Annotated in this window: 30 protein-coding genes; 27 read left to right on the top strand and 3 right to left on the bottom strand. The window is 46.2% G+C overall.

From position 1 onward, the window contains the following. The 22 genes from FS806_RS25840 to FS806_RS18400 all read left to right on the top strand — a co-directional run bounded on the left by FS806_RS25840 (position 1) and on the right by FS806_RS18400 (position 15,411). Positions 1–168 (top strand): hypothetical protein, encoded by a 168-nt coding sequence (locus FS806_RS25840; protein ID WP_186328423.1) that lies wholly within the window; start codon positions 1–3, stop codon positions 166–168. 46 nt (positions 169–214) lie between these two features. Next, positions 215–2,359, top strand: a complete 2,145-nt coding sequence (locus FS806_RS18315) for a phage tail tape measure protein (RefSeq protein WP_144939521.1) — start codon at positions 215–217, stop codon at positions 2,357–2,359. Beyond that, on the top strand, positions 2,359–3,060 hold the full coding sequence (locus tag FS806_RS18320) for a LysM peptidoglycan-binding domain-containing protein (RefSeq protein WP_260982158.1): 702 nt from the start codon (positions 2,359–2,361) through the stop codon (positions 3,058–3,060). The genes FS806_RS18315 and FS806_RS18320 overlap by 1 nt, the downstream gene beginning before the upstream one ends. A 12-nt stretch (positions 3,061–3,072) precedes the next feature. Next, positions 3,073–4,041, top strand: coding sequence for an XkdQ/YqbQ family protein (locus FS806_RS18325; protein WP_144939523.1), 969 nt, complete (start codon positions 3,073–3,075; stop codon positions 4,039–4,041). Continuing rightward, positions 4,041–4,340 carry a DUF2577 domain-containing protein gene (locus FS806_RS18330; protein ID WP_313960603.1) on the top strand — a complete coding sequence of 100 codons (300 nt, stop codon included), beginning with the start codon at positions 4,041–4,043 and terminating at the stop codon, positions 4,338–4,340. Before FS806_RS18325 ends, FS806_RS18330 begins: the two co-directional genes overlap by 1 nt. After that, entirely contained in the window at positions 4,337–4,747 is a 411-nt protein-coding gene (locus FS806_RS18335; RefSeq protein WP_144939525.1) for a DUF2634 domain-containing protein, read from the top strand. The genes FS806_RS18330 and FS806_RS18335 overlap by 4 nt, the downstream gene beginning before the upstream one ends. After that, entirely contained in the window at positions 4,740–5,132 is a 393-nt protein-coding gene (locus tag FS806_RS27225) for a hypothetical protein (RefSeq protein WP_483874193.1), read from the top strand. The genes FS806_RS18335 and FS806_RS27225 overlap by 8 nt, the downstream gene beginning before the upstream one ends. Before the next feature lie 24 nt (positions 5,133–5,156). Then, complete coding sequence (locus FS806_RS27230; protein ID WP_483874194.1) at positions 5,157–5,822, top strand: baseplate J/gp47 family protein; 666 nt, start codon at positions 5,157–5,159, stop codon at positions 5,820–5,822. Further along, the gene (locus tag FS806_RS18345) at positions 5,812–6,399 is read left to right on the top strand and encodes a putative phage tail protein (RefSeq protein ID WP_144939527.1); all 588 of its coding nucleotides are present in this window, start codon (positions 5,812–5,814) and stop codon (positions 6,397–6,399) included. The genes FS806_RS27230 and FS806_RS18345 overlap by 11 nt, the downstream gene beginning before the upstream one ends. After that, positions 6,396–6,677, top strand: a complete 282-nt coding sequence (locus tag FS806_RS18350) for a ketopantoate hydroxymethyltransferase (RefSeq protein ID WP_144939529.1) — start codon at positions 6,396–6,398, stop codon at positions 6,675–6,677. Before FS806_RS18345 ends, FS806_RS18350 begins: the two co-directional genes overlap by 4 nt. A 1-nt stretch (position 6,678) precedes the next feature. Then, entirely contained in the window at positions 6,679–8,460 is a 1,782-nt protein-coding gene (locus tag FS806_RS18355) for a pyocin knob domain-containing protein (protein WP_144939531.1), read from the top strand. A 15-nt stretch (positions 8,461–8,475) separates the two neighbouring features. Next, positions 8,476–8,865 carry a hypothetical protein gene (locus FS806_RS18360; protein ID WP_144939533.1) on the top strand — a complete coding sequence of 130 codons (390 nt, stop codon included), beginning with the start codon at positions 8,476–8,478 and terminating at the stop codon, positions 8,863–8,865. Further along, on the top strand, positions 8,866–9,003 hold the full coding sequence (locus tag FS806_RS25845; RefSeq protein WP_186328424.1) for an XkdX family protein: 138 nt from the start codon (positions 8,866–8,868) through the stop codon (positions 9,001–9,003). Between the two features lie 54 nt (positions 9,004–9,057). Further along, the gene (locus FS806_RS18365) at positions 9,058–11,217 is read left to right on the top strand and encodes a hypothetical protein (RefSeq protein ID WP_144939535.1); all 2,160 of its coding nucleotides are present in this window, start codon (positions 9,058–9,060) and stop codon (positions 11,215–11,217) included. A 12-nt stretch (positions 11,218–11,229) separates the two neighbouring features. Next, positions 11,230–11,808 (top strand): hypothetical protein, encoded by a 579-nt coding sequence (locus FS806_RS18370; RefSeq protein WP_144939537.1) that lies wholly within the window; start codon positions 11,230–11,232, stop codon positions 11,806–11,808. A 17-nt stretch (positions 11,809–11,825) separates the two neighbouring features. After that, the gene (locus tag FS806_RS18375; RefSeq protein WP_144939539.1) at positions 11,826–12,023 is read left to right on the top strand and encodes an XkdX family protein; all 198 of its coding nucleotides are present in this window, start codon (positions 11,826–11,828) and stop codon (positions 12,021–12,023) included. A 194-nt stretch (positions 12,024–12,217) separates the two neighbouring features. Continuing rightward, positions 12,218–12,466, top strand: a complete 249-nt coding sequence (locus FS806_RS18380) for a BhlA/UviB family holin-like peptide (RefSeq protein ID WP_144939541.1) — start codon at positions 12,218–12,220, stop codon at positions 12,464–12,466. Then, complete coding sequence (locus FS806_RS26825; RefSeq protein ID WP_260982159.1) at positions 12,463–13,260, top strand: N-acetylmuramoyl-L-alanine amidase; 798 nt, start codon at positions 12,463–12,465, stop codon at positions 13,258–13,260. Before FS806_RS18380 ends, FS806_RS26825 begins: the two co-directional genes overlap by 4 nt. Beyond that, positions 13,238–13,441 (top strand): phage holin family protein, encoded by a 204-nt coding sequence (locus FS806_RS18390; RefSeq protein WP_144939542.1) that lies wholly within the window; start codon positions 13,238–13,240, stop codon positions 13,439–13,441. Before FS806_RS26825 ends, FS806_RS18390 begins: the two co-directional genes overlap by 23 nt. Positions 13,442–13,689: 248 nt before the next feature. Then, entirely contained in the window at positions 13,690–14,697 is a 1,008-nt protein-coding gene (locus FS806_RS18395) for a phage tail protein (RefSeq protein ID WP_144939544.1), read from the top strand. A 42-nt stretch (positions 14,698–14,739) separates the two neighbouring features. Then, positions 14,740–14,886 (top strand): hypothetical protein, encoded by a 147-nt coding sequence (locus FS806_RS25850; RefSeq protein WP_186328425.1) that lies wholly within the window; start codon positions 14,740–14,742, stop codon positions 14,884–14,886. Between the two features lie 237 nt (positions 14,887–15,123). Beyond that, complete coding sequence (locus FS806_RS18400; RefSeq protein WP_260982160.1) at positions 15,124–15,411, top strand: SPOR domain-containing protein; 288 nt, start codon at positions 15,124–15,126, stop codon at positions 15,409–15,411. Positions 15,412–15,536: 125 nt separating this feature from the next. Here FS806_RS18400 and FS806_RS18405 read toward each other — a convergent pair whose 3' ends face one another. Continuing rightward, positions 15,537–16,358, bottom strand: a complete 822-nt coding sequence (locus tag FS806_RS18405) for an ankyrin repeat domain-containing protein (RefSeq protein ID WP_144939546.1) — start codon at positions 16,356–16,358, stop codon at positions 15,537–15,539. Positions 16,359–16,589: 231 nt separating this feature from the next. Here FS806_RS18405 and FS806_RS25855 point away from each other — a divergent pair, with 231 nt between their 5' ends. Next, positions 16,590–16,763, top strand: a complete 174-nt coding sequence (locus tag FS806_RS25855) for a hypothetical protein (protein WP_222126711.1) — start codon at positions 16,590–16,592, stop codon at positions 16,761–16,763. A gap of 35 nt (positions 16,764–16,798) precedes the next feature. On the opposite strand, the gene FS806_RS18410 is transcribed toward FS806_RS25855, so the two are convergent. Then, positions 16,799–17,602 (bottom strand): ankyrin repeat domain-containing protein, encoded by an 804-nt coding sequence (locus tag FS806_RS18410; RefSeq protein WP_144939548.1) that lies wholly within the window; start codon positions 17,600–17,602, stop codon positions 16,799–16,801. 459 nt (positions 17,603–18,061) lie between these two features. Between FS806_RS18410 and ychF the strand changes: the two genes are divergently transcribed. The 4 genes from ychF (at position 18,062) to spoIIR (ending at position 22,228) form a co-directional block, all read left to right on the top strand. Then, positions 18,062–19,162, top strand: a complete 1,101-nt coding sequence (gene ychF, locus FS806_RS18415) for a redox-regulated ATPase YchF (RefSeq protein WP_144939550.1) — start codon at positions 18,062–18,064, stop codon at positions 19,160–19,162. A 143-nt stretch (positions 19,163–19,305) separates the two neighbouring features. After that, positions 19,306–20,373 carry a peptide chain release factor 1 gene (gene prfA, locus FS806_RS18420; RefSeq protein WP_144939552.1) on the top strand — a complete coding sequence of 356 codons (1,068 nt, stop codon included), beginning with the start codon at positions 19,306–19,308 and terminating at the stop codon, positions 20,371–20,373. 4 nt (positions 20,374–20,377) lie between these two features. After that, a complete protein-coding gene (prmC, locus tag FS806_RS18425; RefSeq protein WP_144939554.1) occupies positions 20,378–21,256 on the top strand; it encodes a peptide chain release factor N(5)-glutamine methyltransferase in 879 nt (292 codons plus the stop codon). A 231-nt stretch (positions 21,257–21,487) separates the two neighbouring features. After that, the gene (gene spoIIR / locus FS806_RS18430) at positions 21,488–22,228 is read left to right on the top strand and encodes a stage II sporulation protein R (protein ID WP_144939556.1); all 741 of its coding nucleotides are present in this window, start codon (positions 21,488–21,490) and stop codon (positions 22,226–22,228) included. A 103-nt stretch (positions 22,229–22,331) separates the two neighbouring features. On the opposite strand, the gene FS806_RS26290 is transcribed toward spoIIR, so the two are convergent. After that, the coding region (locus tag FS806_RS26290; RefSeq protein WP_222126712.1) for a hypothetical protein at positions 22,332–22,582 on the bottom strand (251 nt) is incomplete at its 5' end.

Below are 22,582 nucleotides of genomic sequence, written 5' to 3' on the forward strand. Positions count from 1 at the left end.
TTGGGAGGAGATGGGGAAGCGAACTACGCTTACTATGCCCTCCATGAACTTCATATTTTACCGCATGAACTGGCGAGAATGTCGCGGCCTGAGAAGGCTGCGATTTTCGCCATGATCGACATTCGCGTCGAGAAAGAGAAACGGGCCTCCAAGAAGAGAAGGAAGTAAAGCGAAGCATACTCCCGACAGAGAAATGAAAGAAGGAGGTGGGAATATGGCTTCTATAAGCGGTATTTTACAGATATTCGGCAATATGGGTAGGTTGTTTAATAGAACAGGTCAAGCCGCCGATTCTGCGGCCAAAGCAATGAATCAACTGCCGGTCGTAGCTACTAAAATGACCAGCGATCTCATGATAGCGACACAAACCATTACCAAATTTACTTCTATGCGTAGTATAAAACAAAGCTCGGACTCAACGGCGCAATCCATGGTCAAGTTTCAGAGAATGGTATATACATGCACTTCAGTAACGATGCAATTTCGAAGTAGTGTTAGCTATGCCGCAAACTCTGCAAAGCAATTAGGCGAAGCTGCCAAAGATTCCAATAAAGGAGTTAAAAGAGTAGCCAAATTTTTGGACGAGTTAGGGGGCAAGCTGCGACAAGCAGCTGATAAGATTGAGAATTCAGCGAAGAAGGCCGGTTTTTTGCCGAGTTCCGATAAGAACTCTCCGGACTCTTCAAATAATGGCGAGAAGAAATCATCCAACAAATTTATGGATGGCGCGAAAAAATGGATCCCCAAAGGATTTAGTATGGCAAAACAACATGGAGGGGCCGTTCTTAATGCCGCTATGGAGCAAGAACAACTCAAGGATGCATTCATTGCCAGAGCCGGTAATGAAGAAGTTGGAACCGCGATGTTTGAAAAATTCCGGAAGGATGCTCTTAGAACCGGTGCAGATGTCAAGGAATACTTAACAGGTACGTTGCAGAATTTCTCCCTGACTAAAAACACTGATCAAATAAGCGAACTAAACTTATTAGCGAATAAACTGCGAGTATTTGACACGTCTGGCAAAGGCATGGAAGGATCATTTGAAACCGTGCGCAAAGCATTAGCGGGTGATTTGGGGAGTTTGGCTGCCCAGCTTAATCTGCCGCTTCAGGCTCTTGAATCTTTTAAACTAGGGGAATTCGCAAGTAAGGGCGATTTTGACGGTTTTGTATCAGCCTTTAACCAATTGTTGGAAAGCCGAGGAATGGGGCAAGAGGCCTTCGAAACGATGATGGACAGCCCGGTGAACAAGTGGCAGACCTTATTGGGCAACTTTAATACCATGCTGGCGACTATTGGAACTAAAGCATTGGAAGCTTTGGCCCCTCTTATGGATACTTTAAACGCCGCTTTTGAAAGTGGACAGTTCGACCCATTTATTAATGCCCTTGCTTCGGGACTTGAGTTTTTAGCGTTTGGATTTGAATGGCTTGTTCTTAATATTCCGCCTGCATGGGAGGTTATTAAACAAGTTATAGCAGGGGTTGCTACTGCCATACGTTCATTAGCGATCATATTGATTGCACTTTCCCCTCTAATAATAGGTATCACGGTCGCTTGGCAAACTTATTCTCTAATAACAAGAGTGGTAGGGATGGTATCAGGATTCGCTGCTACCGCCTTAAGAGTGTTGGGGACAGCTTTAAGCACATTAGGCAAAATCATGGGGAAACATCCGATTATCTTTTTTGTCTCGATTATAATTGGAATCATCTCCGCCATATTGGCTTTTCAATCGGTAACTGGCGGCCTGCGTAAAGTTTTCAGCCAGGCTTTTGGCTTTATTGTGGACGTGGCGGAAGGGGCTGTTAATTTCATTATCGGCCTTGTAAATGGATTAATCAGCGGAATAAACTCTATAGCCGGTTTTTTTGGCCGGTTGCTTGGAATAGAAGAGGATCTCATCCCTGAAATTGAATTTAAGGCGGATTTCTCGGAATTCAAAAAAGCGGGCCAAGAGTTTATTGAAGACTTTACCCTGGACGATATTAAAGCCAAGTTCGGCCTCGAAGAACCTTCTACAGGTAATAACAACCATTCAGAAGATTTGCTAGGTGGTTGGAATTCCGGTATAACGGACAGTCCTTTCATGGGGCAGGCTCCAAGTATGGACTCCATCGGGAAAGTGGGCGAGGTTGGCAAAATCAATAATACGGTCGAAGTGGCCAGCGAAGATCTGGAGATCATGCGGGAGCTAGCGGAAATAGAAAGCATTCAGAACTTTGTCACTCTGACTCCTACCGTGCATATGCAAACCGGCGATATCAACAACGGTTATGATGCCGAGACGATTATCCGACGTATCGAGCAGAAGCTGGAGGAAGAATTCGTGTCGGCGGCAGAGGGGGTTTACGGGTAATGACTATAGAGATTACTGAAGGAGTCTGGCTTAGCTACAATAACCAAGAAGATGGGTTTCGGCTTCCGGTCAATCCTGCTTCCATTGAAATTAAAGAAGGCGTAAAAGGCAAAACTCATACGATATTGGGCAAGGGTGAAATCAATGTCATTCAGGCTCCGGAACTGAGAGAGGTAAGTCTGGAAAGCTTCTTTCCTATGGTGAAATACCCATATGCTGTCGTTGAAAAGCCTGAGAAACCGATATGGTATGTGGAAAAAATTCAAAAATGGATGGCCACCAAGCGGCCTATCCGATTGGTTTATGCCGGTGCAAATATGTATCCCGACTCCGAGGGAGTCAAAATAGCGGAATTGAATATGGCGGCTAGTATCGAAAACTTCACCTGGAGAGAAGTGGCGGGCTCCCCTGGCGATTTGGAATTCAAGCTGACCCTCAAGGAATATGTATTCTATTCGGCTCTGAGAACTTCCATTGTTGAAGATCAGGGAGAGGCGGTTCTGGAAGCACAGCAGCCGCAGCGTCCGGATGAAAGGGAAGCTCCCAAAACCTATACTTTGGTTGCCGGAGATGGCTTATGGAAGGTTGCACAAAAATGTCTGGGAGACGGTTCCCGCTATCCCGAAATCCAGAAATTAAATGGAATCAGCGACGCTCAGTTGAATAGCTTGCCTATTGGTATGACGATCCAGCTGCCGTAGGAGGATGTTCGTATGATAGAAGTTTTATTGGATAACAAGAACGGCAACGTATGGGATATTACCCATCTTGTCACTGATTTAACATGGGCGACCAGCCGCACCGGGAAGCCGGCCAGTCTGGATATTACTTTTGTCCGGGGAGGGCTTTACGAGGAACGAAGCTTCGAATTTAACAACGGTGACATTATCCGTTTCCGCAAGGATGACGTGAATGTGTTCTACGGTTATGTCTTTTCGATAGATAGAGGGATGGACGAATCCGTCAAGCTGAAAGCTTATGATCAGGTGCGATACTTGCTGTCCAACGACTACTACCGGTTTGCGGATGTTACGGTTTCACAAATCATTCAGCGTATTGCCGAAGACAATCAATTGAAAGTAGGAAGATTGGATGATACCGGGTACCGTATTCCGAAAATGCTGGAGGAAGACAAGAAGCTTCTCGACATCATTTGCAAGGCCATCGACCTGACTCTAATATCGACCAAGCGGATTTATGTTTTTTATGATGATTTTGGCGAGCTGTCTCTACGCAGCGTGGATGATTTGAGGGTGGATTTCGCCCTCGGGGAACAAAGTCTTCTCTATGATTATCAGTATTCGCGTTCGATCGATAAAGAAACCTACAACAGAATAAAGCTATCCCAAGAAAATAAGGAAGAGAATACGAAAAAAATCTATATTGCACAGGACAGCGCCAATATAGCCAGATGGGGGCAGCTTCAGCTATATAAATCGGTGGATGAACAGTTGAACCAGGCGCAAATCAGCGAAATGCTCAATCAACTGATCCAGTTGAAAAATCGGGAGCAAAAAACGTTGAGAGTCGACGCTCTGGGAGATATCCGGTTGAGAGCCGGCTGTGTCGTTCCCATCCTGATAGAAGAGTTGGATATTAACCAGACATTTCTGGTGGATCAATGCAGTCACAAGATCGAAGGAGAGAACCATACGATGACGTTGGAATTGAGGGTGATCTGATGGCTATGCTGGATATTATTAAAAAAGCGGGCATAGGTGCCGTACAAGCCGGCAACCCGGTCACGGTCACCTATGCGACCGTTTCTCAAGTAAATCCTCTGGAGCTATATGTAGATCAGAAGTCTACGCTCACGGAGGATTTTTTAATTATTCCCGAACATATGACAGAGTACAAAGTATGGATAGGCGATCAGGAGGTTATCATCCGCAGAGGATTGGAGCGCGGAGATAAACTAATTCTCATCCGGGCGCAAGGCGGACAGAGCTTCGTGATCCTGGGCCGGGTGGTGGGATCATGATCCCTCAAGGAGGCACCATTCGTGAAGCTAAGGAGATCAGACAGAGACGGCAGCCCAGCCGAACCTATCGGCTGGATTTGTCTAATAAGCGAATCATCGGCATGACCGACGGGCTGGAGGCCGTCCGGCAATCCGTCTATAAAATATTGCGAACCGAGCGGTATGAGCATCTCATTTATAGTCCCAATTACGGCAGTGAGCTGATGGGTTTGCTGGGAAAGGACGCCGGGCTGTTCCATTCGGAATTGAAGCGCCGGGTCCGGGAGGCATTGATGCAGGATGACCGGGTTAAGGAAGTGGATGATTTCGATATTACTTATCATGGAGATTCAGCTCTGGCGCAGTTTACGGTTCATTCCGATTTTGGCAGCTTTCGCATTTCTGAGGAGGTGAAATCGAATGTATGAGCAGCAGACCTTCGAGGCGATTTTGCAGCGGATGCTGGATCGCATTCCTGCAAATTTGGACAAGAGGGAAGGAAGCATCATTTATGATGCATTGGCTCCGGCTGCAGCGGAGCTGGCGCAGTTTTACATTGAAGTAGACAAAAATATCCGACTTTCCTACGCGGACACCTCAAGCGGGGAGTATCTCGCGCGCAGAACCGCAGAGTTCGGAATATTAAGGAAGCCCGCGACCCCTGCCAGGCGTAAGGGCTTTTTTTATAATTCCAAAGGCGAGCCCGTAGACGTTCCCGTAGGAAGCCGTTTTTCTGTGGATCAGGTATATTTCGTGGTTGCGGAAAAAAGAGCAGTCGGTGAGTATACTATGGTCTGTGAGAAAGCCGGGTAGATAGGCAATGGTCTGTTTGGCCCTATGCTTCCGGTCGATTATATTAAAGATTTGGCCCGGGCGGAGTTGGGAGAAGTGCTGGTTCACGGCGAAGATGAAGAGAGTGACGAATCCCTCCGTCAGCGTTATATGGAAACGATCAATGAGCAGCCATTCGGCGGCAATATTTCGGATTACCGGCAGAAAATCAAGTCTATTCCGGGGATTGGCGGGGTGAAAGTGTTCCCGGTTTGGCAGGGTGGAGGGACCGTTAAGTGTACGGTCATTACCAGCGATTTTTCCCCTCCGGCAGAGAAGCTGATCGAAGAAGTGCAGACCCTAATCGATCCGGTTCAAAACAGGGGCAAAGGGCAAGGTCTGGCACCGATTGGCCATCAAGTAACCATTCGCGGTGTGGAGGGGATCTCCATTGATGTCGAAACGACGATTACTTTGGAACCGGAGATGACCTTGGGGCAAGTACAGGAAGACATTGAAGGAGTTATTGAGGATTATTTGTTGTCCCTGCGCAAGTTTTGGAATCAGGAAGAGCGGCTCACGGTTCGGATCAGTCAGTTGGAAGCGCGTGTCTTATCGATCAAAGGAATAGCCGACATTGCCCAGACGAAATTGAACGGCAGCAGCAGCAACCTGGAACTTGGGCCTGAGGAAGTGCCGGTCATGGGAAGGGTGGGACTCCATGCGGGATAAACTGCTTTCTTATTTGCCTGAAATCTATCACGAGATTGTAGAGGTTCTGGAGCTGACAGATCGTTCCGATGAAGAACTGGCCCGGCTTTATGAGGCCTTGGATCGATGGTTCCAGGATCAATTCGTGCTGACTTCCTCCGAGCAGGCGGTTAAACGGCGGGAGCAGCAGTTGGGAATTAAGGCCGATCCGAATGCGGAGTCTCTGGAGTTTCGTAAGAAGCGCATCATTAACCGATATTCCACCAAGCCGCCATTCACGATTCGTTACCTTCAGGAAAGAATGGATTACCTGCTGGGGAAGAACCGGGCTTCCGCCAGAGTCGATATTCAGAATTTTATCCTGACAATCACGGCCAGCATCCAGGATGCGCACATTTTTAAAGAACTGGAACATACGGTCATGAGCATGAAGCCGGCCAACCTGGTCTATCATCAGCAAACCGCAGTAAGGGATGAGATCCAACTGGTTGAGCATATTTCACAGCATGAAATGACATGGAATTATAAACTGGATGGAACCTGGAAGCTTGGAGAACGTCCCTTTGCTTCCTTAGGTCCGGAGGTGGTCATAAAGTGATAACAACTCATTTATTAAACGAGGTTGCGAAGTTTACGGATTCGAAAATAGCCAAAATCGTATTGAATGGAACCTATGAGATTACCAGCTTCACTTCAAAACAAGCGGAGAATAATGAAGTGATCCTCAATTATATGGTTCCGTTCGGTTCAGTCGAGACGATCACACTGATCGAGCTTAAACAAGCAGACAACCGGGTCCTGAGCTCAAACCAGGTTTACGTTCCGGTGACAACCGATACGATTATGGTTCAGACCATCGAGGTCAAGGAGGGATAGCATGGCAAAAACCGATTGGACATACGAGGACATAGTTAAGCCGGAGGATATGAATGAGCTTGGGCAGGAGATTAACGATAATAAATCAGCAGCACAGGTTGCCCGCCAAAAGGCGGAAGAAGCTCAATCCGACTTAACCTCCCACGAAAATGCGACTCTCGTACATGGAGCTACCGATGATGCAATGCCTAACCGGATAGCTCTGCGTGATGCGTCAGGGCAATTTATGGTTGGTGTGCCTACTGATAGTAACCATGTGGCCAGGAAGGCGGAAGTGGATGCGATAGCTAATAATGCTGCTGGCTGGAAAGTATTCAACAACATTACTGAGCTTGGGTTAACAGAAGGTTCTGAGACCATGGAAGCAATTTGCAGAGCGATGCCGGATAAGTCGGAGTTGCGATTCCAAAAGTTTACTACAAACCCTTCGACGGCCTACCCAGCAACGGCGGGGATGCTATTCGTACGAAGATACTCGACATATCGCGTTGCACTAAAGTTTTTTAACGGAAACGGAAGAGCTGCTCATGAATGGATTGGATACTTTGATACAAATGTAAACCCTAATTTTTCTGGATGGGTAAAGGTTGAGTCAGTAGATGGAGCTCAAGCCAAAGCGAATACAGCGGAGCAGAGCACGATTAACTGGGTGAAGTCGTTTGGATTAGGGACGAACGCTCTTCGAACTTCAACTAATTTGAACGATGAGAAAGAAAATGGATGGGTATTGATTAACGATACTACCGTCAATAGGCCGTCAGATGTCCCATGGGGAATATGTAGGATAGAGGCGAGACACCCAAACCAAGTGTATCAGACAGCGCTAAGGACGGACGCAAGTACTGTGCGCATACTAACAAGGAAACTTAACACTACTTGGACGGAATGGTTGGAGATCTGGCATTCTGGAAACTTTGACCCTTCTTCCAAAGTCAGCAAGGCCGGAGATACTATGAACGGTAATCTATATGTCCCCGCCCTGATATCGTCGCGTTCCTCCAGTCCTACAATAGCAATAAGACACGCTGGTGAAGATGTGGCGGTCAGAGCTACGTTAAACAGTTCTACTTTTTATATACAAAGAATGGACTCATCAAACCCTATCGGTTCATGGATAAATGACATTCTGCGGGCTTCCATGGACGGGAGCCAGCTTTATACCGGACAGGGAAAAACAGTCTTTCACACTGGAAATTTTGATCCAAATACGAAAGTTAGCAAGGCTGGAGCGGAGACGATAACGGGCGAAAAGACATTCGCGGCACTTCAAAAATTTAACAGCGAAGTACACTGCTCTGGAAATTTCCCTCTGCATTTCCTAGGGGGTGCTAATGATACCCCTAATAAAAGGAATTATAGATGGGATGTCGTTGAGGATATGCTTCGTCTGCAAGCGCTCAATGATAGCCTGGCGTATACAAATGGACTTATTGAGCTTAAACACGACGGCTCAAGCTTTAAATTTAATGGCTCGGAAGTATGGACGAATAGGAACAACTCTGCATCATTAGCTCAAGCGGGATATCAGTGTTTAGCCAGCGGTCTAATTATCCAGTGGGGCTACGGAACTCCTCCGACTTCGGGAGAATATCCGGTCACGTTCCCGATAGCCTTCCCTAACTACGCGCGAAATATAACAATATCTCCATCTATAAAGTACGATAATTATGCCGTCGACTTAAGCGTATGGAGTTCGACTAGGTTCGGATTTACCGCAAATTTCAAGTATTCTGGAGAGCAAGGCGGAGGTAGAGGGTTCTACTGGTTCGCCGTTGGACACTAAGTGGGAGGTAAAGAAATGAACGAAGAATTTACGCAAGAACCCGTAAGATACGTAGAATTCGACGATTCCGGGAACATCTTCACATTCTACGCAAGTGACGTTTATGACGAAATACCTGAATCTGCCATCCCAATTACGTTCGATCAATGGCAAATGTTTCTAACAGATACTTCCCGGTGGAAACTCGACGGTAACGAAATTCGTGAGAAGACACAAGAAGAGATCGACGAAGAAATAGCAAATCGCCCACCTCCTCCGCCAAGGGGGCCGACCGAGACGGAAATACTAGGCGAAAGGCTGTTTGATGATGAAACTGAATTGATCCAAACAAAAATGGAAAATGAAATGCTTGGCAAGACATTGTTCGACCTGCAAACTGATCTAATGCTGAGAGGGGTGCTGTAGATGAAAAGCAAAGACTATGACTGGTGCTTACTTGCTTGGAAGCGTAAGTGGACAGATGAAGCAAAACTACAGGTTTGGGTAGATGCAGATAAAATAACGCAAGCTGAATACGAAGAAATAATTTCAACGCCGCGGTAGTTTTTCTCATTATTAACCTTTCGGCATAAGTTTAACATGGGAGGTGCAAAGAACATGACCTATCAGTCTAAGACTGATTGGAAATATGATGATATCGTCAAAGAAACTGATTTGAATCGAATTGAACAAGGCATTCACGATGTACATGCAGAATTAGACAAGGTCCCAAGTGTTCCAATAACACTAAAATCTGGCCTGCAAACAATAACAGCTAACAGGGATACTCCGCTTAGAATTACGAACATACGAGGCAGAACATTAATTAACTTGTTGGGTCGGGACGGGAAATGCGAAGATATAAATGTTTGGAATTCACTGAATTATGCTGTAAGAGAACTGAACTCGGAAAATAAAGTATATGGGAATACTTCTATTAAGATCACAGCTACGAGTACTAGCACACAAGGATTTAGTAGAAGGTTCAATTTGAAACTCAATAGTTACTATGTAGCTGTATCATATATAAAAAATGAAAGCTTTTCATCCTTTTCCGGAATGCAATATTGGGATGGAATCTCTGAAATAGTTGACTCCAATAACATTGAAATTAGTACAAAATTTAAAGCTGCCGTCTTAAAGTTCCGGTATACGCAGGGGACTAGCCCCACTATCTATTTTTACGGTCAAGGCGAGGCCGGAAATGTGATGTATATCGATGGTATCCGACTTTACGAAATCACTGAAGCAGAGTATAACACCATCGACTCCATGACTCCTGAGCAAGTCGCAGCAAAATATCCCTATGTGGATTCATTGCAAAACGTCAATAGGGTGTATCTAAGTACTAAAGCAGATGATGGACGAGAGACCTATATGTACCTGCCAACATGCCAGTTAGCGTCTAATCCAGACGGCTCAGTGGCAGACAGGATGTACATGGACAATGAGGGCAGGCCAAGAGCTGTGAGGCATTTTAGACGGATGGAGTTGGATGGTAATTTAGATTGGAAGAACAGCTTTAAAAATCAACAGTTTAAAACAGTTTCTGCATTTGTTGATAACAACGCCATTACATCTAATAGCAATGATAATCCAGATGCTCATTTCGTTGTTAAATATGATGGACGAATCCTCGGTAAGTACTATAGCTCGTCTGCGGACGGCAGACCTGATACATCATCAATAAGTAGTGGCGCTGTCCATATTATTATTGCCAATTCCGATAGTGGATGGGGGCCAGACTACGAACCGAGCCAGGACGAGATTAAGGCGTATTTTTGGGGCTGGAGAATGTATGATGCAAGTACGTCAGACGCAAGGAGTCCTTATAATGGAAAGCCCGGACAAATTAAGGGTTGGGTAGAGATGTGGAGTGCAGGGAATCCGACAGGTATTACCCCTACGACCCTTTCTCCTGGTTATACTCCCTACCTCCTTCAATACAAGCTAGCCAACCCTATAGATGAGCCACTGGGGCATGAAGGTAGTCTGATGCTCTATGAGGGAACGAACAAGGTTGAAGTTGGTACGGGGATTGTGGTTCGAGAAAAAGCAAATGTCGGAGAGGGCACTACCACTTGGGCTATAAATAATAAAAATGTTACAGGTACGTTATTGAAATACAGAACGGATGTCATTAAGGGCGTGTATAAAAACGGAATTAAGGACAGCACATGGGTTTTGAATTATGACCCAATTAATTCATATGGCAATCAACTCGCATATGTTAAAAAGGAGTCAGGACTTTACGACCCCTCAGCCGTCTACCAAGTCACCTACCTAGCTCTGGACACATACAAGATCGGCATAGCTCCAACAGTTATCAGCGCCGAGTATGCGTCTAATCTGAGGAAAACAGTTGATAGTCTAGTCGAGGAAAGCAAGAATGCTCTTGCCCGCATCACAGTCCTTGAAAATGAAAAGGCTACGAAGGAGCTGCCGCAGCGGATAAAGCCGACGCTTCTTAATGGGTGGGAAGATTATGGAGGAGATTATGAACGTTCTTTTTACTATAAGGATGAATCAAATGTTGTTACTATTATGGGTTTAGTGAGCAAGGGGATATCGACAGCAGGTACACCATTATTTATACTTCCCGTAGGATTTAGGCCGGACAAAACACTTATTTTTCCGGTTAATGGTTATGTTACGGGTATAGGTGATAGCTTTATCCGAATAGATGTGGATCCGACGGGAATTGTAAAGCTTGCCTCATCAAATGCAAAAAATGCCTATATTTCATTGCAGGGTATAACTTTCCGTGCATATAAGTAAGGAGGTCACACTTTGAAAGAAGCAATAATAACCGACTTGGACGGATATATGAAGGATGTAACGCTTGTTGCCGACCATGTGACAGGCGTTTTTCCTATTATGGAGCCTGTTCCGGCATCGAACGAGTTGGAACCAATGGAATTTCTGGATGAGGCAGAGGAGGCAAAAGAGCCGGTAAATCCCGAAGTTGTCCTCATAGGCTACACAGTGGCCGTCCCCGTACCTCCTGGGCTGTACAAGCCACGGTTTGATCTTGAGGCGTGGCAAGCCGCTGTATCGCAGTATGAACAGGAACTAGAAGAACGGCAGCAAGAGGTGGAGCAAGGGAACGGCGAAACGGGAATTGAAACACCATTTTCTCTGTCTCCCATAGATCTTATGCAGTTTTGGATAGAAGGTTTGATGCCGGGGGAAATTGAGGAACTTCGAAGCCAGCCCCAACCGCACTCAACCGAAGAGAAGGTCGAGCAGTTGGAAGCTGCGATGGCGAAATTGCAACAAGATTTTATGGCTAAGGATGCGGAAATAAACGAGATCAAAAGCCGAAACGCAGAGCTGCTGCTAACTTTGGCCACGAAAGGAAGCTTATAGAAAGGAGGCGGAAAAGGATGAACTGGTACCCGTGTATCAAAAGCTATTACGAGGAAGGGCGGTACACCACCGAAGATTTAAAGGTCTTCCTGCAGGCAAAACAAATAACACCCGAGCAATACCAACAGCTTACCGGTGAAGCCCCCCCGAAGCGATTTTCTAAACCCGCATCTTTGCTCAAACGAACCCTATTTTCCAAGAGAAAAACATCATGAACTCACTCAAGTCTTGTCCAATTAAGGTGCGATAATGTACTCGGTTTTTGCCGTTCATAACAAAGATCAGCCTCATAGGTGAAGAAAATAGCGGACATTCTGAACACAAAAATCTGGTTGCTCTAACTTGGTGCACCCAATAATTCAACATTTTTTTATAATGTTCCTCATTTTATTAGAAAGCAGGTGAGGTGATGGAATCCGAAGTTATCAATGCTGCGGCAACGCAAGGAATTTTCGCGATTTTGTTTGTTGCCTTATTTTTTTACGTTATTCGGACTCATGACAAGAGGGAGCAGAAGAGCGAAGCCAGAGAGAAGCGGCTGATCGTTGCGTTGGAAAAAGCGCAAACTAACAATCAACAGTTAGCGATAGCCGTTCAGAAGCTGGCTGATGAAGTGGAAGAAATTAAAGATTCTTTGCCGCGGAGGGAATCGGCTTGAGATCTATTGAGTGGAAAGGAAACAAACATACCAACAGCAGCAGCCGGGGGACGCAGGTCCCCTTTGTCATTGTTAACCATATCTCGGCGGGATCCATGGTAAGCATGGATTCCTGGTTTACGAGCCCCAATAACTATACATCATCGGCTCATTTCGGAGTGTCGAAGGACGGCCGCATCCACCAATATGTAGATATTCGCAGGATGGCTTGGGCTAACGGAATCGGGGCTGACGATATTGCCAAGTCGAAGACACCTGTGATCCAAGACCATCCGGGAATCAACCCTAACCTTTATTCCGTTTCCATCGAACACGAAGGCACGGACGGTGATTTAACCGAGGCTCAGTTCCAGGCTTCGGTTTGGCTGCACCGGTATATCCAGCAGCAGGTTCAAGAAATATGGGGCCCAGTCTTCGAACTGGACCGTTATCATGTTATCGGTCATTTTCAAGTTAATCCGAGAGGAAAGCCGTCCTGTCCGGGGCCAAAGTTTCCGTGGGCTCGACTCTATCGGGAATTACAAGGAGAACGGGATGAGGGGGAGGGAGACACATTGAAGCTGGAGACGTGGCAATGGAAAATGCTTGGGGACGCCATAGACAAAATGTACAGAGAAAGCGTCAACGGAAAAATGCAGCCGGCGCTCATAACGGACTATACCTGGGCGGAAAAAGCCTATACCGGCCGGCTCACCTTATCTGAATTGGCGTGGCTGAATCTGATCCTATTAGCTAGACATAACCAAATTGAAGTTGGAGGAGAGGATAAAGATGTTGGAAAAAAGACGGTTTAGAAATTACGGGTTATGGGCGGCGTTAATTGCTTTGGTAACCGATATTTTGATCTACACCGGACTTATCACTTTTACCCGGGAAGAGGTAGAGTTTGTTACGCAAAGAATGCTTGAGATTCTTGTGCTGCTTGGGATTTTAAACAATCCTACTCATCCTCAAAGCAAAGGCTTTAACTTGTAGCGTAAAAGGCAGTTTTACACCTGTTCTTCAGGATTCAAGATAGTGGCGACATGATGCAAGGGGAGCACCCAACGCTTCACTTCTTCATAAGAACTGTTTTGTAGATCCCGATGCAGCAACAATTTTGGTTTTTATAGTTTGGGGTACCGAGGGCTGGCTGAGGTTTGTTTGATTAGTCGTAATACCTTGCCGGACTCAAGCCCCATCTATGAAAATAAATACTTTTTTACAAAGGAGAGGAAGAAACAATGATGTTAACTAAAAAGAGAGGGTTACGCGCTATGGCTATCATTCTTATGCTGGCGCTGGGCCTGACCCTGGCTATGCCATTCGCTTCCGCGGCATGTCCGGATGGTGATCCACTAGGCTATTTAAGCTACAAACCATTGACTCACAGTACAACGCCTTTTGGCGAGGGAAATTCGGTAACTACGGTAACAGACCATAATCCAGACACCAGTTACACCTTACCGAAAAACCAATATTTGACGATCGATCTTGGAAAAGAAGTGTCAGCGACAGCTCTGAAGGTACAAGCTTCGCAACCGGTTGACGTGTATTACTACAGCTCCGGCCGCCAACTGATGACCGTTACTGATGTTACTTATTTGTACAACGGTGCTCCAGACGGAACCATCAAGTACACGAACGAAGAAGTAAGAAATGTCCGCTATATTTCATTTAGCTACAGCGGTCAAGAAGACGTGGTCAACATTCAGGAGCTGAACATTTATGGAGGTGCGCCTGTACCGTGGCCAGATGCACCGTCTTACTTGTGGGCATATGGCGAAGACAATGAAGTCTACCTTCATTGGCCAGATGTAAGCGAAGCCGTCTATTACAACATTAAAAAATCAACTTCTCCGGAAGGTCCGTTTGTAACCGTGACCTCCAGTGTATACACCCATTATTCCGACTTCAATGTCTATAACGGCCAAACCTATTTTTATACCGTTACGGCAGTAGACAAGCACAATGGGGAAAGTCCGCCTTCGCGCGTTGCATGGGCTACTCCGGAGGCTCGATCCATGGAGCGTGGAATTTTGCTCATTACGATGGACAACGGGTTAGAGCGCGAGTTTGACCTGTGGAATTGGGAGCTCGAGGCCTTCACCAACTGGTACGAGAACCGTTCAGAAGGACGGGGGCCGGCTGCTTATGTAATCGAAAGATATGAGAATCGGGGGCCGTTCCTGGATCGCAAAGAGTATATCGTTTTCGATAAGATTTTGTACTTCCGAATTAATCGTTATTAAGAATGGGGTACGAAAGGAAGATTGTAGAGACAGGATAGCAACGTGAAAAAGCAAACCCAAAACTATACATTAATCCATGATTGGTCGACCGGGATCGTGCTGTTGGCCGATGCTATTTTAGTCGTCCTGGCCACGCTTGGCATCATAAGCAATCCAACCAAGCCGGAGGGCAAAGGTTTCAATTTATAGCTGGATTGTCGGATACTAATGAAAAAAAGAAAACTTGGGTATTAGTGCAACGACAACAATATAATCTTAATGAATTCAATTTCAACGGAGCCCTCTTTTCATTATAGAAAAGGGGGCTTTGACCTGCTTAATCTAGGAAACCCTACCATCTTATGCTCTTCTGTTACAGGAGTACAAGCCGTTAATATCAGCTGCATATAAATTGAAGCATGGAGGTGACGATCACGGCCAAAATAAGTGCAAATCGGTGCTTTCAGCATTCGTGCCAATGCGGAAACAATGGCTGCAGATGCACGCTCCAAAGGCTTTTCCCCTTATATTGTGTTTACGGGGGGACTGTACAAAGTACAGCTAGGCGCATTCTCTGTCCGTGCGAATGCGGAAGCTTTGGCTCAACAGGCCAGAGCGGCAGGTTACTCGCCCATTATCGCGATCCCTCTGTTTTCCCCCTTCCCCTGCAGATTTTCAATTAGTGGGGGAGGGAGGCGATCGAATTCCAATAATCACTTAAGTACAACTTACTGAACATTGCCGATCATCGTTCATATAGCTGCTCCTGGGGCACATATGCTTTGGGGGCAAGCCTATCTGTCCGAATTATTCTCCGCAAGTGACAAGATAATGCCTCGCAAGAAAGCCCTTTTTGTTATTTAATCCGCAGAATTAACTAACCCTTTCTTTTCAAATAATTCAAGTACCGCGGTTCTCTCCAGCTGAAGAGCCAGCTCATAGGGAGTCCGGTTTTCCTCATCTACTTTGGTCAAGTCAATATCTTTATGATTCAATAAACTTTCCACAATTGGCATCATCAAATCTTCATAATCTGCATATGCAATGGCAAGATGAAGAGGCGACCAATCTTTATATTCATTAGGGTAACTTTCCTCATTAGAGTAACTATCTTCATTCGGATCAACCCCTCTGTGCAGCAAGTAATCCACTTTTTCACTATTATATCCTCCAATAGCGCTTAACAGCAAAGTGTTTCCATAAGGAGTTCTAGCATTTAAATTCGCTCTCTCATCTTCAGCCAGCACTTTTAACATATCGGCTGTCCTCGCAATAAAAAGCAAGGGCATTCCATCATCATCCACACCGTTAGGATCCGCGCCTTTTTCCAGTAATAAAGATACCAATTGTAAATCTTCTTGATTTTTATAGGAGTATTGGTGCCAATAAGTTAGAACATACTTAAGAAGTTCGTCCAGCTCTTCCTTGTCTAATCCGCCAACGATATTTTCGATATCATCGAATTGATTACTAGAAGCATCTTTAAGCATAGAATGAGCTAATTGTTTACTTTCAGATATTGGATGGGTTGAAGGTTGGGGAGTTGATTGCGGCGATGGGTAAGATGAAGGTTGAAGTGAAACTGGCGGGCTTTCGAACTCGGTAGACTCATGAGGATCATTATTTGGTGACAGTGTACAACTAGTAAGCAGAATGAAGATGGCAAGAATATAAAGCTTCATTGCTATTTTCCTCCTGAAATATGCATAGTATGACGCTGAAAATTCCGCAATCCAAACCTAATCAAATAAATAGAGTGATGAGTAATCATGGAAAAGGGTTGAAGCTTTGGAAGTGTAAGGGTGAATTCTTCTATAGTTAGTCTATAAAAGTATAGGTATGAACTTCAACCTTCAATTGAAAGTTCATTTTGATGTCCAGACACCGGCTACACCTTACCGAAAAACCAATATTTGACCATCGATCTTGGAAAAGAAGTGTCAGCGACAGCTCTGAAGGTACAAGCTTCGCAACCGGTTGATGTGTATTATTACAGCTCCGGCCGCCAACTGATGACCGTGCTGCTGCTCCTGGGGCCCAATGCTTTGGGGGCAAGCCTATCTGTCCGAATTATTCTCCGCAAGTAACAAGATAATGCCTCGCAAGAAAGCCCTTTTTGTATTTAATCCGCAGAATTAACTAACCCTTTCTTTTCAAATAATTCAAGTACCGCGGTTCTCTCCAGCTGAAGAGCCAGCTCATAGGGAGTCCGGTTTTCCTCATCTACTTTGGTCAAATCAATATCTTTATGATTCAATAAACTTTCCACAATTGGCATCATCAAATCTTCATAATCTGCATATGCAATGGCAAAATGAAGAGGTGACCTCTTCTCTTGTTCATTGGGATTACCTTCATCATTGGGATCAGCGCCTCTGTCCAATAAATAATCTACTTTATCGCTGTTTCTTTGTCCGATAGCTGCTAATAGTAAAGTACCCTCATAAGGAGTTCTAGCATTTAAATTCGCTCTCTCATCTTCAGCCAGCACTTTTAGCATATCGGCTGTCCTCGCAATAAAAAGCAAAGGTATTCCATCATCATCCGTTCCATTAGGATCTGCGCCTTTCTCTAATAGCAGAGAAACCAATTTCAAATCTTCTTGATTTTTATAGGAGTATTGGTGCCAATAAGTCAAGACATACTTAAGAAGTTCGTCCAGCTCTTCCTTGTCTAATCCGCCAACGATATTTTCGATATCATCGAATTGATTACTAGAAGCATCTTTAAGCATAGAATGAGCTAATTGTTTACTTTCAGATATTGGATGGGTTGAAGGTTGGGGAGTTGATTGCGGAGATGGGTAAGATGAAGGTTGAAGTGAAAATGGCGGGCTTTCGAACTCGGTAGACTCATGAGGATCATTATTTGGTGACAGTGTACAACTAGTAAGCAGAATGAAGATGGCAAGAATATAAAGCTTCATTGTAATTCTCCTTTCACCGCTCTCTTTATAATAACGTTCAGAACTAATATTCAGTTGTCGCTAAATCTCAATATAGGGTTGATTCTAATAATATCAGATTAAACCCTTAAGCCGAAGTTACTCCATCCAATCCAACGATCTGACGAATGATCCAGTAACGACTCTGTGAATTCCAATGTGAGAAGAGTTAGGGTGACAGCATGAGGATTTAGTCAGAGATCATATACGGTGTTGTAGAATAATTAAATCTTTTCAACCTACGAATCCCCGTTAGCGACCGGCTGACGGGGATTTTTGTGCCCAAAAGGAACTTCTCACAATAAACAGTCAAACCGGCTATGCCTTGTCGATTTCCTTCAAATGGAACCGCTCCCGTATAAGTCTCTGGAGCTTTTTCTTAATATGCGGTATAATATCTTGATGACTTGATTGACGTATATAATAAGGGAGTTGTCCTAAATGGCTTTGAAAGCAGGTATTGTCGGCTTACCTAACGTGGGAAAATCCACTTTGTTTAACGCGATAACCCAAGCAGGGGCGGAATCCGCCAACTATCCGTTCTGTACGATCGATCCGAACGTGGGGGTCGTTGAAGTTCCCGATGAACGTCTGCAGAAGCTTGCAGAGATCGTCGTGCCTAACCGGATCGTTCCGACAGCCTTTGAATTTGTCGATATTGCCGGGCTTGTCAAAGGAGCCAGTAAGGGAGAAGGCCTGGGGAATAAATTTTTGGCCCATATTCGCGAAGTGGACGCCATTGTTCATGTTGTCCGTTGTTTTCAGGATGAGAATATTACACATGTGTCGGGTAAAGTAAACCCGATTGACGATATCGAGACCATTAACCTCGAACTGATTCTGGCCGATTTGGACTCCGTTGAGAAAAGAATCGACCGTTCCCGTAAAAATATGAAAAGCGGGGATAAAAAATACGCGGCCGAGGTAGAATGTCTGGAAAAGATCAAGGAAGCTCTGCTGACGGACAAACCGGCCCGCAGTGTCGAGCTTAGCGATGAGGAGAAACTGCTGATCCGCGATCTTCATTTGTTGACAATCAAGCCTGTACTGTATGCAGCGAATGTAAGCGAGGCCGAGGCCGGCAATGCCGATGGCAATCCTTATGTTCAGCTGGTAAGAGAATACGCGGCTAAGGAAGGCGCAGAGGTAGTTCCGATCAGCGCCAAGGTAGAATCGGAAATCGCGGAGCTCGAGGGTGAGGACCGCGAAATGTTCCTGGAGGAGCTCGGACTGAAGGAGTCCGGACTGGATAGGCTTATTCGGGCCGCTTATAAGCTTCTGGGCTTGTATACTTATTTCACAGCCGGAGTACAGGAAGTACGGGCCTGGACCATCCGTCAGGGAACTAAAGCTCCTCAGGCGGCAGCCGTTATTCATACCGACTTCGAGCGGGGCTTTATCCGTGCCGAGGTTGTGTCCTATGAGGACTTGGTTGCAGCCGGATCTATGAACGCAGCCAAGGAAAAAGGCCAACTGCGTCTGGAAGGTAAAGAGTATGTAGTTCAGGACGGAGATGTAATGCATTTCCGCTTTAATGTATAGATGTGAGTGGACGGGATTTTAACCCGATATGGGAAGGTTCCTGAAGCCAGATTCATATAAAGCGATATGAAATCTCGCCATTTACGCAACCCAAGAAAGATCGAACGATTGATTAATCCATCCTTGTCAAGAGGTGAGTGCGCTTGTTAGACCGGCTCCAATCGTTGGCCGATCGTTATGAGAAGCTGAGCGAATTGCTCTGCGATCCGGACGTAGCCAACGATACCAAAAAATTAAGAGAATATTCCAAAGAACAATCCGACCTCCAGGAAGCTTATGATGCCTACACCGAGTATAAAACGGTAATCGAACAGCTGACCGATGCCAAGGCAATGCAGAATGAAAAGCTGGACGATGAAATGCGCGATCTTGTCAAAATGGAGATTGATGAGCTGGAGGAGCGCAGGGAACAGCTGGAGGAGCAGATCAAAATATTAATGCTTCCCAAGGACCCGAATGACGACAAGAACGTCATTGTCGAAATCCGCGGTGCAGCCGGAGGAGACGAAGCGGCGCTGTTTGCTGCCGATCTTTATCGGATGTATACGCGTTATGCCGACCGTCAAGGCTGGAAGACGGAAATTTTGGAAGCCAGCCTGAATGATCTGGGGGGCTTTAAAGAGGTCATCTTTATGGTGTCCGGTAAAGGGGCCTACAGCAAGCTCAAATATGAGAGCGGGGCACACCGTGTGCAGCGGATACCGGTGACGGAATCGGGAGGACGGATTCATACTTCGACCTCGACAGTTGTAGTCATTCCGGAAGCCGAGGAAGTAGAAGTGGAAATCAAGGAAAGCGACATCCGTGTAGATACATTCTGCTCGAGCGGGGCGGGAGGACAGTCCGTCAACACGACCAAATCGGCGGTTCGCGTTACCCACCTGCCAACGGGAATAGTGGCCACCTGTCAGGACGGCAAATCCCAGAACTCGAATAAAGAGAAAGCATTGCAAGTATTGCGTGCCCGTATCTACGATAAATTTTTACAGGAAGAGCAGCAGAAGTACGATTCGGAGCGCAAGAACAAGATCGGAACGGGAGACCGGAGCGAACGAATTCGTACCTATAACTTTCCGCAAAGCCGGGTCACCGACCATCGCATAGGTATGACCGTTCATCGGCTGGAATCCGTAATGGATGGGGATATGGAAGAATTCATCTCAGCGTTAACCGTAGCGGCACAAGCCGAACAGTTGGAAAAAGGGGAGTAAGCCGATGAATGTCAACCGGCCTTCTTCGATTCGGGAAGCCTATATATGGGCTTCTTCTTTTTTACAGGGGCAGGGGGTTCCGGATGCCGGAGCCTGCTCCGAGCTGCTTCTCCAGTATGTACTGGGGTTGGACCGCAACCGGCTGCTCTTGAATTGGCAGGAGTCTTTTCCCGAAGACCGGATGTCTGCATGGCAGGTTGCCATCCAACGGAAAGCAAGCGGAGAGCCTGTACAGTATATTATAGGAGAGCAGGAGTTTTATGGACTCTCTTATACGGTTACACCGGCAGTTCTCATTCCACGCCCCGAGACCGAGCTTCTGGTGGAAGCCCTGATCAAGCAGGGAAAACGAATGTGGCCAGAGCAAGAACCGCTTCTGGTCGATGTTGGGACGGGAAGCGGCGCTATCGCGGTGACTGTGGCCGTTCAATGTCCGGAATGGCGGATATGGGCTACGGACCTGTCGGAGGAGGCTCTGCAGGTTGCCAAATTGAACGGGGCAAAGCATACCGGAGAAGGACGGATCGAGTTTATGCTTGGAGATTTGCTCGATCCGCTCATTCGGAAGAGGGCAGAAATCGATATTCTCGTCTCCAATCCACCTTATATTCCATCCGGGGACATGCCTTCACTGCAGAAGGAAGTTGGCCAATATGAGCCGCATCTCGCGCTTCACGGAGGGGAAGACGGGATGGACTATTATCGCCGGTTCCTGATTGACATGGACAAGTTGACTGCCCCTCCTGCATTGGTCGGCTTTGAGGTCGGGCAGGGCCAGGTAAGGGCGGTCGAAGAGATGCTTAAGCGGGAAGGAAAATGGTCGGAGACCCAAATTGTTACCGATCTGGCGGGGATAGAGAGGCATGTTCTGGCCTGGCGCTGAAAGCTTCGCTACAATTTAGACCATTCGTGACCAGGACGGGTTCAGTCGGACAGTTGATCCCGTCTTTCATAAATCAGGTTCCCAAGCCGACAGCCACCCCCCTATATTGGGCTGCTAAGGACACTTTTTAAAGGATTCTATCAATCTACTAAAAATATTGAGATATAGTATAACTCCTTCTCGGGAAGGCCATACTGGATAGTAGGCATTCAGGAGAGGAGATAGATTCCAATGGTAAGAAGAGTATCCTTTCATAAATACGGTTATATCGCTTTTGCCCTTATTGTTCTGTTATTTTGCTGGGAATCGAACAAAACCAACGCGGCTGTCTTCCAATCGGGTATTCCGGAGGAGGCGATCCGCCTAAGAATATTGGCCAATTCCGATTCGGTGCAGGATCAGGCGATCAAACGTTTGATCCGCGATGCGATCGTTGAAGAGATGAACGGCTGGGTAACCGGCCCTGCCTCCATTGAGGAAGCTAGGGAGCAGGTGGAAGCACATTTGCCGGTTTTTCGTGAGTTGATTGCAGAAATTCTGGAAAAACGGGGCTACGACTACGAATTTAAAGTAGAGTTGGGAAGCGCTGAATTTCCGACCAAGCTCTATGGCAGCCGCGTATATCCGGCCGGAGATTACGAAGCTCTTAAAGTTACATTAGGCAGCGGCCAGGGACAGAACTGGTGGTGCGTGCTCTTCCCGCCGCTATGCTTCGTTGACGTTGCTTCCGGTCAAGCCGTCGCCCAAGACAAGGAGGACTCCACTTCATCTAAAGGGAAGACGGAGGAGGGACAAGGTGCTTCTCAGCTTGCCAAGGATACCAAAGGCGGCGATGGGCAAAGCAAGGCTCAGCAGGAGGACGACTCGCTTCGGCAAGCTTCTCTCCAGGCACCGGCTGACCGGGAGGTAAGGTTTTTCCTGTGGGATCTGCTTCAAGGCTTGCTGTCCTGGGTGAAAGGATGGTTTGCGTAGGCACCACTTCAATAGTGGGACGGTAGCAAGATAGGCAATTTCGGATGAACGGGTTTCAAGCGGAGCAGCCTATGACAGGCTCAAAGCTTGCGTGCTCAATCAGTTATAGAAAAGATGCATTTTTACATCTTTTAGGCAAATCTTTATATTCCATCGGAAATATTCCTGCAAAAATGCCTCTTTTTGATCTAGTCTGTCCCATTTCGGGTATAGATGGATAAAATTGGCGCACAATTGCAGGCTTTTTCTCTAAATCGGGTTGGCTTGATTGGAAAAGATGCACTTTTGGAGCGACCAAGCCTAGGTCGAGTGAGGTAGCAGGTGTGAACCCTGCTTGGAAAGACGCCAACCACG

Source organism: Paenibacillus sp. 32O-W (assembly GCF_007679495.1).
Lineage (GTDB): Bacteria > Bacillota > Bacilli > Paenibacillales > NBRC-103111 > Paenibacillus_L > Paenibacillus_L residui.